Origin of the sequence: Paenibacillus rhizolycopersici (assembly GCF_014947195.2) — a bacterium.
Lineage (GTDB): Bacteria > Bacillota > Bacilli > Paenibacillales > Paenibacillaceae > Fontibacillus > Fontibacillus rhizolycopersici.
In genome coordinates this window covers 298,024-314,770 of record NZ_JADCNN020000002.1, presented here as the reverse complement: position 1 = coordinate 314,770, position 16,747 = coordinate 298,024, and the positions used below count along the sequence as shown (strand labels likewise).

The 16,747-nt window shown below is 57.6% G+C and carries 9 protein-coding genes; 8 read left to right on the top strand and 1 reads right to left on the bottom strand.

Going from position 1 to position 16,747, the window contains the following annotated elements:
* The first annotated feature begins 4 nt into the window (after positions 1 to 4).
* From IM700_RS03610 to IM700_RS03600, 3 genes are all read left to right on the top strand, one after another.
* A complete protein-coding gene (locus IM700_RS03610) occupies positions 5 to 2,380 on the top strand; it encodes a glycoside hydrolase family 95 protein (RefSeq protein WP_193416824.1) in 2,376 nt (791 codons plus the stop codon).
* A 333-nt stretch (positions 2,381 to 2,713) separates the two neighbouring features.
* A complete protein-coding gene (locus tag IM700_RS03605) occupies positions 2,714 to 5,212 on the top strand; it encodes a glycoside hydrolase family 38 N-terminal domain-containing protein (RefSeq protein ID WP_193416823.1) in 2,499 nt (832 codons plus the stop codon).
* Positions 5,213 to 5,343: 131 nt separating this feature from the next.
* A complete protein-coding gene (locus IM700_RS03600) occupies positions 5,344 to 5,712 on the top strand; it encodes an MmcQ/YjbR family DNA-binding protein (RefSeq protein WP_193416822.1) in 369 nt (122 codons plus the stop codon).
* 27 nt (positions 5,713 to 5,739) lie between these two features.
* On the opposite strand, the gene IM700_RS03595 is transcribed toward IM700_RS03600, so the two are convergent.
* Complete coding sequence (locus IM700_RS03595; RefSeq protein WP_155606820.1) at positions 5,740 to 6,696, bottom strand: AraC family transcriptional regulator; 957 nt, start codon at positions 6,694 to 6,696, stop codon at positions 5,740 to 5,742.
* Between the two features lie 120 nt (positions 6,697 to 6,816).
* Between IM700_RS03595 and IM700_RS03590 the strand changes: the two genes are divergently transcribed.
* The 5 genes from IM700_RS03590 (at position 6,817) to IM700_RS03570 (ending at position 16,746) form a co-directional block, all read left to right on the top strand.
* Positions 6,817 to 10,176: a DUF5107 domain-containing protein gene (locus IM700_RS03590; protein ID WP_193416821.1), complete on the top strand. Its 3,360-nt coding sequence runs from the start codon at positions 6,817 to 6,819 to the stop codon at positions 10,174 to 10,176.
* 684 nt (positions 10,177 to 10,860) lie between these two features.
* Positions 10,861 to 11,805, top strand: coding sequence for an aldose epimerase family protein (locus tag IM700_RS03585; protein ID WP_193416820.1), 945 nt, complete (start codon positions 10,861 to 10,863; stop codon positions 11,803 to 11,805).
* A gap of 41 nt (positions 11,806 to 11,846) precedes the next feature.
* The gene (locus IM700_RS03580; RefSeq protein ID WP_193416819.1) at positions 11,847 to 13,637 is read left to right on the top strand and encodes a sensor histidine kinase; all 1,791 of its coding nucleotides are present in this window, start codon (positions 11,847 to 11,849) and stop codon (positions 13,635 to 13,637) included.
* Complete coding sequence (locus IM700_RS23345) at positions 13,630 to 15,261, top strand: response regulator (RefSeq protein WP_193416818.1); 1,632 nt, start codon at positions 13,630 to 13,632, stop codon at positions 15,259 to 15,261. Before IM700_RS03580 ends, IM700_RS23345 begins: the two co-directional genes overlap by 8 nt.
* Before the next feature lie 150 nt (positions 15,262 to 15,411).
* Positions 15,412 to 16,746, top strand: coding sequence for an ABC transporter substrate-binding protein (locus IM700_RS03570; RefSeq protein ID WP_193416817.1), 1,335 nt, complete (start codon positions 15,412 to 15,414; stop codon positions 16,744 to 16,746).
* The last annotated feature ends 1 nt before the right edge of the window (position 16,747 follow it).

The window sequence follows — 16,747 nt, the reverse complement described above, 5'->3', positions numbered from 1 at the left end:
GCGGATGAAGGTGGACGTAACAGATCAGGGGGCAACCCGGCTCTGGTATGACAAGCCGGCCATGGGGTGGCCGCAGGGGCTGCCCGTAGGCAACGGGCGGATCGGCGCCGTCGTGATGGCTGCGCCGGACCGCGAGGTCTGGAATCTGACCGAGTTGACGTATTGGTCGGGCCGAGCGGATGAGGGGGCACCCGCCACCGGAGGCAAGGCGGCGCTGGCGGCAATCCGCGAGCGGCTGTTCGCCGGCGATTACGCCGGCGCCGACCGGCTGGCGAAGCAGGCGTTGCAACCGCCCAAGCCGAACTTCGGCACCCATCTGGCGATGTGCGATGTGGTGATCGAGTTTGCCGGGAGTGGCGAGGGAATTCTTAACGGCACCGGCGGTACTTGCGACGGCACCGGCTTCCGGCGCGAGCTGGACTTGGCGACCGCCCTGCTGACGACGACCGCCGGCCCTCCCGGATCGACCCTGGTCCGCGAGCTGTTCGCTTCCCATGCCGACGATGTCCTCGTCTCGCGGATAGGGAGCGAAGCGGCGGGCGGCGTCTCATTTACGCTCGCCATCGCGGGGCTCACGCCCGAGTTCGCGGTTTCGGCGGAGGGGGACGCGGCGCTAGAATTCCGCGGCCGGGCAACGGAGACGGTGCATAGCGACGGCGCTTGCGGCGTCATGTGCCGCGGCCGCATCGAGATCGAGACCCGGGGCGGCAGCATCCGCGTCCAGGACGGCCGGCTGGTTGTCACCGGAGCGGACGAAGCCTGCATTTACCTGGCTGTCGCCACAGACTACCGCAGCGAGTCGCGCGCGTGGGAGCGGGCGGCCCGGCTTCAGACCGCCTTGGCGTTGTCCAAGGGTTACGAGTGCCTGCGGGCGAATCATTTGGCCGACTATAAGCCGCTGTTCCGACGGGTATCCGTTGATCTTGGCCCTTCCGGGGCGGCGGATTTGCCTACGGACCAACGGATGCAGCTGCTGCGGAAGGAAGTCGGCAGCGATCCCCAGCTATTCGCTTTATTTCTGCAGTACGGCCGCTATTTGACTTTGGCCGGCTCGCGGGAGGATTCGCCGCTGCCTTTGCATCTGCAAGGCGTCTGGAACGATGGCGAAGCTTGCCGCATGGGCTGGAGCTGCGACTACCACCTCGACGTGAATACGGAGATGAATTATTATCCGACGGAGGTGGTCCACCTTGGCGAAAGCCAACTGCCTTTGATGCGGTATCTGGAGGATTTGGCCCGGGCGGGCCGGAAGACGGCTCGCGACACCTACGGTTCGCCGGGGTGGGTAGCGCATGTATTCTCCAACGTATGGGGATTTACCGAGCCGGGCTGGGACACCTCGTGGGGATTAAACATCACCGGCGGGTTATGGCTTGCCATGCAAATGATTGAGCATTACCGGTACGGGCTGGACCGCGCGTTCTTGGAGAAGCAGGCGTATCCGGTGCTGCGCGAAGCGGCGTTGTTCTTCCTCGACTACATGACGGTGCATCCGAAATACGGCTGGCTCGTGACCGGTCCGTCGAATTCCCCGGAGAACCATTTCTACCCGGGGCGTCCGGAAGAAGGTCACTGGCAACTGTCGATGGGACCAACGCTGGACCAGGTGCTGGTGCGGGAGTTGTTTACATTTTGTCTCGAGGCCGCGGAGCTGCTGGGGGAGGATGTGGAACTGCGCGAGCGCCTGGTCTCCGCCATCTCCATGCTGCCCCCGTTGCAAGTCGGCCAAAAAGGCCAACTGCAGGAATGGCTCGAGGACTTCGAAGAGGCCCAGCCGGAGCATCGCCACTTATCGCATCTGTTTGCGCTGTATCCCGCCCATCAGATTACGCCGGAGGAAACGCCGGAGCTGGCGGCCGCGGCTCGGGTAACGCTGGAAAACCGCATGCAGCAAGATGAACTCGAGGATATCGAGTTTACGGCCGCGCTGTTCGGATTATTCTTCGCCCGGCTGCAGGACGGCGACCGTGCCTTGAAACATATTTCGCACCTGGTCGGGGAGTTGTGCTTCAACAATTTGCTGAGCTACTCCAAGGCCGGCATCGCCGGCGCGGAGACAAACATCTTCGTCATTGACGGCAATTTCGGCGGTACCGCAGCGATTGCGGAAATGCTGCTGCAAAGCCGTCCGGACGGGGAAATTCACCTACTGCCGGTGCTGCCGGCGGCGTGGCCGACTGGCCGGGTGACGGGTCTAAGGGCCCGCGGAAACGCCGAGGTCAATCTCGCCTGGGAAGCGGGACGATTGACCGACGTAGTCGTGCGCGCCTATTCGCCGGGCACGTTTACGTTATGCTTGGGTGACCGCCGCATCGCCTTCGAGGCCGCTGCCGGTGGGGAATATCGGTTTGACGGCGCGCTTGCGCCGCAAACGTTATAGTTTAGTGGGGCGATCCCGAAGCGGAAGTCGATGACGAACTCCGTGGGATGGCCCCTGTTTGCTATTTTCGGCGGTTGGATGATCATTCGGTCATTCCCAGCGCGAATACCTGATTGAGCGGCGCTATTTTTTCAGAACCTCGCCATCGGCGAGCGAAAATAAAGGCATTCTCGCCGGTTATTTCTCCGCAGGCCCTCTTCGTTGGGAAAATGTACGCCACACACCGCAAAGGTACCTTTACGCTCCCAACTTTACACGGTAACATCATGCCTGGAAAGCGCCTCCAACGGGGAGTGCGCCTTCATCATGGAAAGCAAGACAAGGGGGAGACCTGTGAAAAAACTGCATTTACTCAGCAACGCGCATCTGGATCCGGTATGGCAATGGGAGTGGGAGGAAGGAGCGGCTGCGGCGATTTCGACATTCCGGGCGGCTGCGGATTTTTGCGAGGCGTACGAAGGATATATTTTCAATCATAATGAAGCGATTTTGTATCAATGGGTCGAGGAATACGAGCCGTCGTTGTTCACCCGTATCCAAACGTTGGTCCGAGAAGGCAAGTGGCACATTATGGGCGGTTGGTATTTACAGCCGGATTGCAATATGCCGTCGGGCGAATCGTTCGTGCGGCAGATCCTGCTCGGACGGGAGTATTTCCGCGAGAAATTCGGCGTGCAGCCGACCACCGCGATCAATTTCGATTCGTTTGGCCATACGCGAGGCCTCGTGCAAATGATGCAGCAGGCGGGTTATGATTCATACATTTTCATGCGTCCGGACGAGTTCCCGGCGTTGCCGGCCCGGGATTTTATCTGGGAGGGCTATAACGGCAGCCGGCTGATGGCTCACAAAATCGAAGGCAGCTATAATTCGGCGCTGGGGAAAGCCCATGAGAAGATCGGCGAGTGGTTGGGAAATCACGGCGATGAACCGATCGGCCTGATCCCGTGGGGCGTGGGCAACCATGGAGGCGGACCGTCCCGCTTTGATCTGGACCGGATCGGGGAGATGATGCAGCAGCCCGAGTCCTGCGGCGGGTTCGAATGGGTTCATTCCACACCGGAGGCTTATTTCCGGGAGCTGCCGGAGGCCAAAGCGCTACCTTCCTACGCGGGGGATTTGAATCCCCGCTTCGTCGGTTGCTATACATCAATGATCCGTGTTAAACAACGGCACCGGAAGCTCGAGAACGAGCTGTATCTAACGGAGAAAATGCTGTCCGCCGCCGCGCTGCAGCACGGCCTTCCCTATCCGGCGGAGGAATTGCGTGCTGCTCTGCAGGATCTGATGATGGCGCAGTTTCACGATATCTTGCCGGGGACGTCGATCCAGCCGGCTGAGGAGTCCGCGCTGCATTTGCTCAGCCATGGGTTGGAAACCGCCTCACGCCTGAAGACGCGGGCCTTCTTCGCCCTGGCCGCCGGACAGCCGAAAGCGCAGCCGCAGGAGTATCCGGTGTTGGTTTATAACCCGCACCCCTTCCCGGTCCGGGGCATCTTCGAATGCGAATTTATGTTAGAGGACCCCAATTGGGGCGAAGGATTCTCCAACCCTGTCGTTTACCGAGATGGCGTGCCCGTTCCTTGCCAGGCGGAGAAGGAGGAGAGCAATCTGCCTCTTGATTGGCGGAAGCGAGTCGTGTTTGCGGCGGAGCTGGCGCCGTTGTCGATGAACCGCTTCGACTGCCGGATCGAAATGCGGGATCACAAGCCGCTCCCGACGCTGCGGGAGGAGAACGGGTCCTATCGGTTCCGGAGCGAGGACTTGGAGGTCACGATCAACGCTCGCACGGGTCTGATCGACGAATACCGGATTCGCGGCGGCGAGTCTCTGCTTCAGCCGGGGGCGTTCGCCGTGCTGGCCCTCCAGGATAACGAGGATCCTTGGCGCATGGATACCCATGCATTCCGTGACGTCGTTGGACGGTTCGAGCTGATGGATCCGGCAGAAGGTAGCGCCTTTTCCGGTATCCAGGCGACCCTGCCATCCGTTCGCGTCATCGAGGACGGCTTGGTGCGGACGGTGATTGAGGCGGTGTTCCGGTACCGGGATTCTTTTCTCGTTCAAACCTACAAACTGCCGAAGCAGGGAACGGAGATCGAAATCGGGTTGCGGGTTTACTGGAATGAGAAGGATACGATGCTGAAGTTGGCGGTGCCTACGGTGTTTGGCGGCAACGGGCAGTTCCGCGGCCAGACGGCCTTCGGGATCAGCGAATTGCCGGAGGACGGCACCGAGGCCGTCGCCCAAAGATGGGTCTCCGTCCTGGGCCGCACCCCTAGCGGCTTGCAGCGAATGTTAACTTGCGTCAACGACGGCATCTACGGCTGCGATTACCTGGACGGTGAATTGCGACTATCACTACTGCGCAGCCCGGGTTATTGCGCCCATCCGATCGGCGACCGGCCGATCCTGGCGCAGGACCGCTTCTCGCCGCGGATCGACCAAGGGGAGCATCGGTTTACCTTCTGGCTTTGCGCAGGGGAACTCGCGGAGCGAGCCGCACGAATAGATCGCGAAGCAACTGCGCACAACGAGCGGCCTTATGCGTTGTCTTTTTTTCCATCCGGGGAAGGGGAATTGTCCAAATCCCTGCTGGAGCTGGGAGATGAAGTCATCCAGCTAAGCGCCTTCAAGCAGGCGGAAAATAGGAAGGGGTACATCATGCGATTGTTTGAGCCTACGGGGCAGGCGAGAAAGACGACGATCGCCATCCCTTCGATGGGCATCCGGGAGGAGGTTCACCTGGGCGGCTTCGAAATTGCCACTTACCGGATCGATCCGGAAGCGGGAACCATTCAAACAACCGGATTATGCGAGAACCTTGTATAGTCGGGATGGGGAGAAGCTGATTAATGAATCTGGGCCAAGAGTCCACAGAACCCCAACCCCAACAATGCTTTTCCTCGCTTGGCCATCATGATATAGTAACACCAGAAACCTGCGAGTGAGGGGGAAGATCGGTGTATAAGAAGTTGGTTAATTATTGCTTGTCCAAAAAAGGGGCCGTCCAGGAATATCCCTTTGGTCCGGAGACTTTGGTGATGAAGGTCGGCGGGAAAATGTTCGCTTTACTGCCCGTCACGTCCGATGATGGGGCGGCGAGCATCTCCTTGAAATGCGATCCCGTTATCGCCGCCAATCTGCGGGAGCAGCACGCGAGTGTCAAACCCGGCTACCATCTGAACAAAAAGCACTGGAATACGGTCACAGTGGACGGCAGCTTACCGTTGGACGATGTGCGAGCGATGATCGATCATTCTTACGATCTGGTGCTCGGCGGTTTGACGAAAGCGGCCCGCGAAGCCGTCTTGATGCGCATCAGCGGATGACATTCAGCGGAGCTTGCCTTGCCGGGTTTATCCTTTTGGAATGCTTCGGTATTCGGTTGGAGAGTAACCCATAATTTTCTTGAATAGTCGCGAAAAATAATACGGGTCGGACATGCCGACCGCACCGGCGATCTCCTTGACGCTCAAGCCGGTGAGGTCGAGTAATTGTCCGGCCCGCTGCATTTTGAGCCGCAAAAAATACTCGATCGGCGGGAGGCCCGCCTCCCGGTTAAACAAATAAACGAGATGCTGCTTTGACAGACCGACCTGTTTCGCCAGCTCGGGGAGGGTGACGGTCTCCGCGAGCCGTTCGGTCATGTAGCGGACGGCCTCGTCGAAATAACGCTCGCGTTTGCGGTCCTGCGCCGAACGTTCGGCGCTGAGCCCGATGCTGCTGAGCAGATGGCGCATCGTCTGCGCGACGTGGATCTGCACGGGCAGGGAGTAATGCTTGTCGTGAAGCAGGCGGTAACACTGCTCCGATTGCTCCAGTAACTGAGAATGAACGCTGAGTGGCAGCCGGACGGGTCCGTCCTGATCCAATCCGTAGGTGCGAATCAACGCAGCGGTATCCTCGCCCTGCAGATGAAACCAGTATATGCTCCAGGGCTTGTCGGTCGAGGCCCCGTATCGATGCGGCGCACCGGCCGGGATGACGGCCAGCTGTCGCTCTGTCAGCTTGTAGCTCCGTTCGGTTAGGTTCGACGTCCTCGTTGTCCCCACCGCATCGCCGGGTTCGTCGCCGCCGGATTCCCCCTTCCATTCCACCCATCCTTCGCCTTCCACGCAATAGATGAAAATATGAGCGTCTGCCCCATCCGGCCGTTCCCGAAAGTGGTGCTGCGCGTGCGGAAAAAAACCGATATCGCTGACGAACAGCGGGCGGGTCAGCGCGGAAATCATCAATTCTTTCAGCATATAGTCCGGTTGAACGAACAGCTTTTGGGATTCGAACCCGTCAGGTTTACGGATGTTCTTCTCCATACGGAACACCTCCAATAAGAATATAATCCATCATCTCCCGTATTTCGTCAATTGGAATTCCTCTGTGCTCGCGGTACATTGGGGTTACAAACGTTATAACAACGATGGGGAGGATTGGATATGAACATTCAACAGCGGGAGGCTTCCAAACGGGCCGCGGTACGAGTCTGGGAAGAGGATAAGCTCATTCCGACGTACGGGGTGGGGGAGCCGGACAAAAACCCGATGTTTTTGGAAAAACGCGTTTATCAAGGCAGTTCCGGACGGGTCTACCCGCATCCGGTCATCGATAAGATTCACGACGAGAAGCAAGAGGTCAGCTATCGGTTGGCGATTCTCGAGAACGAATATGTTCGTATCGAGATCATGCCGGAGCTGGGCGGGCGGATTTACCGTGCGCTCGACAAAACAAACAACTACGATTTCGTCTACTACAACCGTGTCATCAAACCGGCGCTGGTTGGCCTGGCTGGGCCATGGATTTCCGGGGGGATTGAATTCAACTGGCCGCAGCATCACCGGCCGAACACCTATGGTCCGGTCGAATACCGGCTGGAGCAAGGCGAGGATGGCAGCGCCACCGTCTGGGTGAGCGAAATCGACCGGATGTACGGCACCAAAATGACCGCCGGATTTACGCTGTATCCCGGCAAAGCCTATCTAGAGATCTCCGCGCAGCTGTACAACCGTACGCCGGAGCCGCAGACCTTCCTGTGGTGGGCTAACCCGGCCGTGGCGGTCAATGACCATACGCAGTCCGTGTTTCCGCCGGACGTTACCGCCGTATTCGATCACGGCAAACGCGATGTCTCGCGGTTTCCAATTGCCACTGGCACCTACTACAAGATGGATTACTCGGAGGGCGTAGATATTTCCCGTTACAAAAATATCCCGGTGCCTACATCCTACATGGCTTACAAGTCCGACTACAACTTCGTGGGCGGATACGACCACGGGGTGCAGGCCGGTCTGCTGCATGTCGCGAATCACCATATCTCCCCGGGGAAGAAGCAATGGACTTGGGGGAACGGCGAATTCGGCCAGGCTTGGGACCGCAACCTGACGGACGAGGACGGTCCTTACATTGAGTTGATGACCGGGGTGTACACCGATAATCAGCCGGATTTCACCTGGTTGCAGCCGTATGAGGAGAAGACGTTTAAACAGTATTTCATGCCCTACAAAGACATTGGCGTCGTGAAAAATGCTTCCATCGAAGCGGCCGTCAACCTCGAGGTCGATGAGACGGCGCGGACGGCAACGGTGTTGGCTTATGCGACCTCCGATTATGAAGGGGCGATCGTGGAGTTGAAGGGCTCACGCCGGATCTATGTATCCGACACGGTGCGACTGTCGCCGGCGGCTACCTACAAATCGGTTGTTTCGCTGGACGAAGGCGACCAACCGCATGATCTGATAGTGACCGTGCGTGACGGCGAAGGACGGCTGCTGATTTCGTACCGTCCGGCCAAGCCGTCGATTGAGCAGGTACCGGAAGCCGCCAAACCTTTGCCGAAACCGCAGGAGCTGAAGACAAACGAGCAGTTGTATTTGGCCGGCCTTCACCTGGAGCAATACCGTCATGCGACGTTCGAGCCGGAAGCGTACTATCTGGAAGGCTTGAAACGGGATGCGGGAGACATCCGCATCAATGTCGCTTACGGCACGTTGTTGCTGCGCCGGGGCCGGTTTGCCGAAGCGGAAGCGCATTTCCGTTCAGCGGTGAAGTCGCTCACCTGGCGTAATCCGAACCCGTACGACAGCGAAGCGCTGTACCAGCTTGGGCTGGCGCTGCAATTCCAAGGGCGGGACGAAGAGGCGTTTGCCGCCTTCTACAAATCCGTCTGGTCCGCCGCCTGGCAGGACAGCGGCTACTTCTCGCTGGCCGCGATTGCTTGCGGCCGCGGCAGCTATGCCGAGGCGCTCGAGCTGGCTGAGCGCTCGCTCATCCGGAACAGCCGCAACTATAAGGCGCGGCTGTTGAAGGCGGCGCTGCTGCGGAAGCTCGGGCGGACGGCGGAAGCGCTCGGCTACTCGGCCGAGACGCTGGCGCTCGACCCGGCCGACTTCGGCGCCGCCAACGAGCGCTGGGCCGCGCTGCTAGCCTCGGGCGACGCTGTCGCCGCGAACGCGGCCTTGGCTGAGCTCCGGCGGTTCATGCGCGATGACGCGCATAACGCCCTGCAGCTGGCCGCGGACTACCTCGGCTTCGGCTTGTATGATGAAGCCGTGCAGGTGATGCAGCGGATTGCGCCGGACGCGGCCACGCCGGCTTACCCGATGCTGCACTACACCTTGGCCTATGCCCATGAACGGGCTGGCCGCGGCGAATTGGCCGCGTTGCATCGGCAGGCAGGCGCCGCCGCCCCGGCGGATTACTGCTTCCCGAACAGCCTGACGGATCTGCTCGTGCTGCAAAGCGCCATCGTTGCCGACCCGAGCGATGCCAAAGCGCATTACTATCTCGGCAACTGGATGTACGACAAGAAACGCCCGGATGACGCGATTGCCCACTGGGAGGCGTCCCGGAAGGAGGACGCCGGGTTCCCGACTGTGCACCGCAATTTAGCGCTGGCATATTTCAACAAGTGCAATGATGCGGAGGCCGCGCGGGAGGCACTGGAGATGGCGTTCGCCTTGAACGCGGACGATGCCCGTGTGTTTTACGAGCTGGATCAGCTCTACAAGAAGCTGGGCCGTCCGGCGGCGGAACGACTTGCGACGTTGGAGCGGCATCCGGCGCTGGTGGGCAAACGCGACGATTTGTACGTAGAGTACGTCACGCTGTTAAATACGTTGATGCGTCATGAGGACGCCCTGCGGGCGCTGGAATCCCACAAGTTCCATCCTTGGGAGGGCGGAGAAGGCAAAGTGACCGGGCAATATCGGTTAGCCCTTGTCGAGCTCGGCAAACAAGCGTTGGAGGCCGGAAACGGGGTGCTGGCGATTGAGCGGCTGGAGCGAGCGCTCGTTTATCCGGAGAATTTTGGGGAAGGCAAACTCGCCGGGGCACAGGAGAACGACATCCTGTATTACTTGGGCTGCGCTTATGAAGTATTGGGCCGGCTAGAACAGGCAACGGCGTATTGGCAGGCCGCCTCGCAAGGACTGGAAGAACCGTCCGGCGCGATGTACTATAACGATCAGCCGCCGGAGATGATTTTCTATCAAGGGCTGGCCTGGTGGAAGCTGGGCGTGGAAAAGGAAGCCAAACGGCGGTTCAACAAACTGATCGACTACGCCGAGACCCATCTGTTCGACGAGGTGGAATTTGATTACTTCGCGGTTTCGTTGCCGGACTTCCTTGTGTTCGAGGACGATTTGAACAAACGTAACGTCATCCATTGCCGCTTCATGCTGGGACTAGGCTTGCTGGGCCTCGGCCGGACCGAAGAGGCCGCCGTCCGGTTCGACGAAGTGCTGGCCCTGGAGCCAAGCCACCCAGGTGCATTGATCCACAAGCGGATGTGCCGCCGGTAACCCCGGCGGGCTGGCCGCTGGGCGAACGAGGCATTGAACAGCGAGCACGAAACGATGAAAGCGATGAATCAATGAGCCATAAACCCAGCGTGCGGGGTGGTGCTGGCGCTAGTGTGAGTGTGAGTGCGGGTGCTGGTGCGTAGACGTGCCCATAAATGTGCAAGTACCAGAGCGTGGATGGGAAGAGCGGATGGAAGCGTCGATGAAGCGTGGATGGAAGTGTCGATGGAAGCGTGGATGGAAGCGTGGAGGACGTGCGCTAACGCTTGCCACAATTCTTGTTTGGCTTAAAATGACGCATATTATTTTTTAACGCTGATCAGCGTGCTTATGGGGGCGATTGAGCCCCCTTTTCACTATAAAATGAGCAAATAAGGTGTCTGGTAAGCGTTAAATCCAGCATCGCTCTTTTTTTGCTCAAATAGCGTCGGTCACAAGCGTTAGAAGATCCAGATCCCGTGACATAGAGGAAAACCTGCGGGAAGTGGGCACAAAGAACAAGGAACAAGGAGCTTGGCACAAGCCACATGGCATAAATCCACAAGCCACAAGCCACATGGCACATGACATAAAGCCACCGGCCACGTGGCATAAAGATACAAGCCACGTGGCATAAATCCAAATCACAGGCGACGATTCAACAACGTACCACCTTAGCGATCCGGTTGGAGGAGGAGTAGGCGAATGATACAATGGCGAAAGACCCAGGTGGAACGCTGGGACGCCTGGACAGGGGAAACCAACCTCATAGCGGTGACTGTGGTTCCGGAGCTGGGCGGCAAGGCCGTTTCGCTCCGGAATCGCAAGACCGGGCGCGAGTGGCTCTGGCACAGCGGCAAACTGCTGGGGAACCGTGGTTACGGCACGTCCTTCGGTGATGGCGATGAAAGCGGCTGGGACGAAATGTTCCCGGCCATTAACGCCGGCGTTTACCCGCACGAGCCCTGGCAAGGGCGGCCGATTCCCGATCACGGGGAGGTCTGGTCCCGGCCCTGGGAACACCGCGTCACAGATTCGGAGGCATTGAGTTGCTGTATCAACGGCGAACAATTTCCATACGTCCTAGAGAAGACGTACACCTTTCCTGCCGAGGGCACGCTGCGCATCGATTACGCCGTAACGAACCGCTCGGAGTCGCCGTTCTCTTTCCTATGGGCGGCCCATCCGTTGCTGCAGGTACGAGAGGGCATGAAGCTCCACGTCCCGGCCGATTTGACGGAGATCGAGGTCTCCTATTCCGCGGAAGAACGGTTGGGCATCTTCGGCGACAAGCACGCTTGGCCGCTGGCTCACGGCGCGGCCGGAGAGCCGATCGACCTACGCACAGTGGAGCCCAATGCCGGTCAATTCGCGGAGAAATATTATTTCTCCGGCCGGCTCAGCGCCGGCTTTGCCGGGATCAGCGATCCCGCGACCGGCGAGGCGCTGACGTTCCGCTTCCCGGCGGACCGTGTGCCGTACTTGGCCGTTTGGGCCAACTACGGCGGTTTCGGCGGCAACTACCAGCTCGCCCTGGAGCCGGCCACGGGCCGCATGGATGAACTCGCCCATGCCGTGCGCCAAGGCGAAGCCGCCACCGTTCCGGCTCGCGGCGTGTATCGCTGGCATCTGGACGTAAACATGCTATAAACTTTTGAAACTTACCATCTATGACCCCAGGGGGAACCGATATGATCAAACGTCTATTCATGAACCAAAGCATCCGCGCCAAAATCGTCTGGAGCACCGTATTGATCTCGCTGGTCCCCTTGTTGGTTCTGTCTTACCTTTTTTACCAAAACAGTACCCGTTCCTTGGAGCAGGCGATGGTGCGCAGCTCGGACCAGAACGCCGAATATTTGTCCGATTATCTGGACGAGTATTTTCGCAGCTTTTCCACATCCGCCCTTCAGGTTTACGGCTTTAAGCGGGTCATCGACCTGATGGAGTACGGCACCAATTACAACGACGCCGATATCATCGACGTCAGGGAATCGCTGGCCAGCTATTACCGTCTGGCGGTGAGCAACAACGCGGACATCATCAAAATCATGGTCTACGGGAGCGATCATACGCTGCGGGACAGCTGGACCCGTGCCGATAGCTACAACGCCATCGCGCTGGATCGGAGGATGCCGCATTACGGCGATGTCGCCGAGCTGCCGTTTCAACATTCCCTTATGTTTACGTATCAGGATCCCGCGATCAAGCAGGATCTTTTTGTCTATGCATTGCCGATTTACGATCCGTTTTACCGCAAGAAGTTCGGGACCTTATTGTTTTACGTCCTTGGCAAAGACTTCACGAAAAAAGTAGAGACCTATAACCGGGAGCCTAATGTGATTGTGCTGCAAAACGGTCAAGGGGAAACCTTCTACCGGACGAACGACAATTACATAACAGAGATCAAGCCTTACCGACTTCCTGACGAATTGAACGACAGCAACGAGCATACGCTGCAATTTACGGAGGGCCAGAAGCTCTTGGTCAGCAGCTCGCCATTGGATCACGCCAATATCGGTCTGAATATCGTTTATCCCAGTACGGAACTTGCCCATAACCGGCAAATGACGCTGAGGATTACCCTCGGAGCGTTAGTCCTGGTTATGCTGGTGATCGCGGCGTTCTCCCTGCTGGCCCAGCAGTTCATCACGAGGCCGATCCAATATCTCGGAAAAGCGATGAAAGCCGTTCGTAAAGGCAACTTTGACGTGACCCTGCCGACGAACCGTTGGCAGGATGACCTGTCCGAACTCACCGGAAGCTTCAACTTCATGACCCGGACGATCCAGGAGCTGATTGAAAAAGAATACAAAATGCAGCTGCGCAACAAGGAAGCGCAGTTTATGGCCCTGCAGATGCAGATCAATCCGCATTTTCTATACAATACGCTGCAGACGATCGGCGGCAAAGCGGTGCTGGCTGGCGATTACGAAATTCATGAGATGTGCCGGGCCTTAGGCGATATGTTCCGCTACAGCTTTTACGAGGGGAATATGGAATCGACGATCGGGGCGGAGCTGGCGCACCTGAACAACTACTTGTATATCCAGCAGTTCCGATTCGAGGAATCACTTACAACCCGATTCGATGTGCAATCGGAGTTGATGGATGCCCGGATCATCCGTTTCGTGCTTCAGCCGATTCTTGAAAATATCATGGTGCACGCTTTAGGCAAAACGAGACGGAGCGTAGTACGGATTGAGGTGTTTGCGTTGCGGGAGGACGACCATATCCGGATGTCGATTTCTGATGACGGACCCGGTATGGAACCGGACAAGCTAGAGGCTCTTCGGGCGGCTTTGGCTCATCCTGCTTCCAAGGTGTTCTCGGGAGTATCTATCGGCCTTCGCAATGTTCACGAACGGATCCGGCTGTTTTATGGGACGCCTTATGGGCTTGAGATCGACAGCCGACCGGGGCAGGGGACGACGGTAAGTCTGACGATTCCTTACAGACAAGGGGAGACAGAGGATGTATAAAGTCATGGTCGTGGATGACGAGACGCTAGGACGCAAATCGATTCGAAAAATGATCAGCGAGCTATTGCTGGACGTCGAAGTGATCGCTGAAGCCCAGAACGGCGAAGAAGCGCTGGAACTGATCAAAATCGGCAAACCGCATATCGTGGTCACGGATATGAACATGCCGGTCATGGACGGACAACGCTTTTTGGAGGCGTTGCATGAACGATACGGCGATATTCGGGTCATCGTCATCAGCGGATATTCGCAATTCGAGTATTTGAAGGCGGCGATCCGCTATCAGGCGTGCGAGTATTTGCTTAAGCCGGTGTCTGTCCCGGAGCTGCGCGAATCCATGGTTCAGGCGATGGAGGCGATCCGTCGCTACATGAGCTTGCAGCAGCAACAGAGGGAAACGCGGGAAATGCGCCGGATGAAGCGAGGGGCTTTCCTGCAAAATGTAACGGCGCAGCGGATCGCCAATCGGACAGATATCATGCAGCAAGCAAGGGAAATGCAAATGGACGCGAGTGAGTCCTACCGTCTCGTCGTGATTCGTTTCCGCCGCTTTTCCGAGGTGGCTCGTACCGGTTTTCACGGGAATGCCGAATTGTTAATGTTCAGTATCGATAATATCTTGCGTGAAATCCTTGGTGACGAGCGGATGCCTACTTTCATCTCGGACGACGGCATGGGTTGTTGCCTGATCGTCTCGGAAGACTCTCCCGAAGGTGAAGCCTTTGCAACGGCCGAAGAGGGAGGCACCCCCGGGTACAAATGGCTGGAAGCCCTTCACAAAGCCGTTCAGCGTACGCTGAAGCTTGAGGTGCTGGCCGGTGTTAGCGGTGTGTGCGAAGGGTACGAGGAACTCCGCGAGGCGTATCGCGCCGCTGAACGTACCCTTCTTCATGAATGTCTGCATGGGTCGGGATTGACGGTGTCGCTGGCGAATCCATCGGAGCAACCGCGGAACACGGCGGCTTTGACTTCGTTTGATGTCTTGGCGATCCGTCAGGCATTTGCCTCCGGCTCCGCTTCGGACTTCCGTAGACTGTTGGAGGATTACCGAACGCGAACCAACCGTTCCGTCGACATTACGATCGGACAGGTCCAGCGGGAGCTCATGATCATCCGGGAGGCGGCGGAGTCAGAAATGAAAGGCATCGCCGCGGCGCATCCTGCGCTGTACGAAACCGCCGCCGTCGCAGGGGTCACCGAACCCGGTGAGCTTCGCCGATTGCTCGCCGAATGGGCGGATGCCGCCGAGGAATACGGGGCGGGTCGGCGTGAAACGGATTCGGCGCAATTGATCGGACAACTCGTCGACTATTTGGATGCCCATTATTTCGAAGACGTTAGCTTGATTGATGCGGCTACCCGATTTCATTTGGATCCCAGTTACCTTAGCAAGCTGTTCAAGTCCGTCACTTCTGAGAACTTCATCGAATACGTGACGCGCAAACGGATCGAGAAGGCGTGTGAGTTGCTTCGTTCCTCCGAACGGAAGATCAGCGATATCTCCGAATTGGTGGGGTACGAAAACCAGCGTTATTTCAGTCAGGTGTTCAAAAAAAATACCGGGCAAACCCCCTCCGAATACCGCGATGCCCATGCGGACCAAACCGGAAACACAAAAAATTGAACATCGGACGCACAATTTATTTTATTCCGGCCGGGGCGGCGGACCGATACGATAAAGACAGGACGAAGGCGCGCCGAGCCAGGCAAAAAATGGCTCGATGCGAAGGCCGTTCGTACCGACTTTAACGACCTAGACGAGGGGGAAGCTCAATTGAAGAAGTGGATGTCTGTCAGCCTCTGCATCCTGATGTTAAGCGTTTTGCTAGCCGCTTGCGGCGGCGGGAACAATTCGGCAACGCCGGCCACGGATAACGGCGGCGGAAATACGAACACCGCCCAAGGTTCCGAGAACCAGACCGATTCCGGTGAGCCGGTGACCATCAAATTCATGCATTTCAAAAGCGATTTCACCGACCAGATTAACCAAATCGTGGAGCAGTTCGAAAGCCAAAATCCGAACATCAAGGTCGAAGTGCAACCGGTGAAATACGACGATTACTATACCCTGCTGAAGACGAAGTTGGCAGGCGGGGACATCATCGACGTGTTCACCCTGAACGCCGGCTTCAACACCCAGTTGTTTGCCGATGGCGGTTACCTGATGGACTTGACCGGCCAACCGTTCCTAAGCAACTTCGACGAGAATGTGGTGAAAGGCCAAGCAACCGACGGGAAAAATTACGTCATGCCGCTGAACGCCAACCCGATCGCCGTGTTCTACAACAAGAAAATTTTCCGCGACTTGGGCCTTGAGGTACCCAAAACCTGGGACGCAATGATCGCCGCCGCGGAGAAAATCAAAGCCGCCGGCAAAACGCCGTTCGCCTTGGGGTGGAAGGATGCCTGGACGCTGACCATGTGGGATACCCGCGATATGCCAAGCAATTCGGCGTTGATCGGCCAACCGGACTTCTTCGAGAAGATCGAAACCGGCGAAGCGAAATTCGCCGATAATCCGGCCGTAAAAACGACGATGGAACACGCGCTCAAGCTGTATGAGCTGGGTAACAAGGATCAGCTTGGCGTGGATTACAACGGAGCTGTCGATCTTTTCGCCAAAGGGGATGTCGGCATGATGTACATGGGCACTTGGCCGTTGCCGGACATCGAGAAGAAGAATCCGGAGCTTTACAACAATGACCTTGGCTACTTCCCGTACCCGTTCAGCAATGACGAGAATGCCAACAAGCTCGATTTCAATGCGGACGCTTCGCTGGCGATCGGCAGCAAGACGAAACATAAGGAAGCCGCTATAAAATTCCTGGAGTTCATGAGCAGCAAGGAAGGCGGCGACGCCTGGGTCGAGAACATCAAATCGCTTAGCTACGTGAAGGGTACCTCGACGGATATCGCTCCGGCGCTCAAAGACCTGCAACCGTACTTCGATAACGCGCAAACTTACGACTCTCAGCTCTATCTGGCTAAAACGACAATCGATTGGCGCTCTCAGTTCGACCAAAACCTGCAAAGACTGTTCTTTAATAAAACGACCGTGGATCAAATCCTGGCCGATATGGACGACTGGGTGAGCAAAAATCACAAATAGA

Excerpts from the sequence above, each read along its gene's own strand:
- IM700_RS03610 (WP_193416824.1), top strand. The coding sequence starts at position 5 with ATGAAGGTGGACGTAACAGATCAGGGGGCAACCCGGCTCTGGTATGAC.
- IM700_RS03595 (WP_155606820.1), bottom strand. The coding sequence starts at position 6,696 with ATGGAGAAGAACATCCGTAAACCTGACGGGTTCGAATCCCAAAAGCTG.
- IM700_RS03590 (WP_193416821.1), top strand. The coding sequence starts at position 6,817 with ATGAACATTCAACAGCGGGAGGCTTCCAAACGGGCCGCGGTACGAGTC.
- IM700_RS03585 (WP_193416820.1), top strand. The coding sequence starts at position 10,861 with ATGATACAATGGCGAAAGACCCAGGTGGAACGCTGGGACGCCTGGACA.
- IM700_RS03580 (WP_193416819.1), top strand. The coding sequence starts at position 11,847 with ATGATCAAACGTCTATTCATGAACCAAAGCATCCGCGCCAAAATCGTC.
- IM700_RS23345 (WP_193416818.1), top strand. The coding sequence starts at position 13,630 with ATGTATAAAGTCATGGTCGTGGATGACGAGACGCTAGGACGCAAATCG.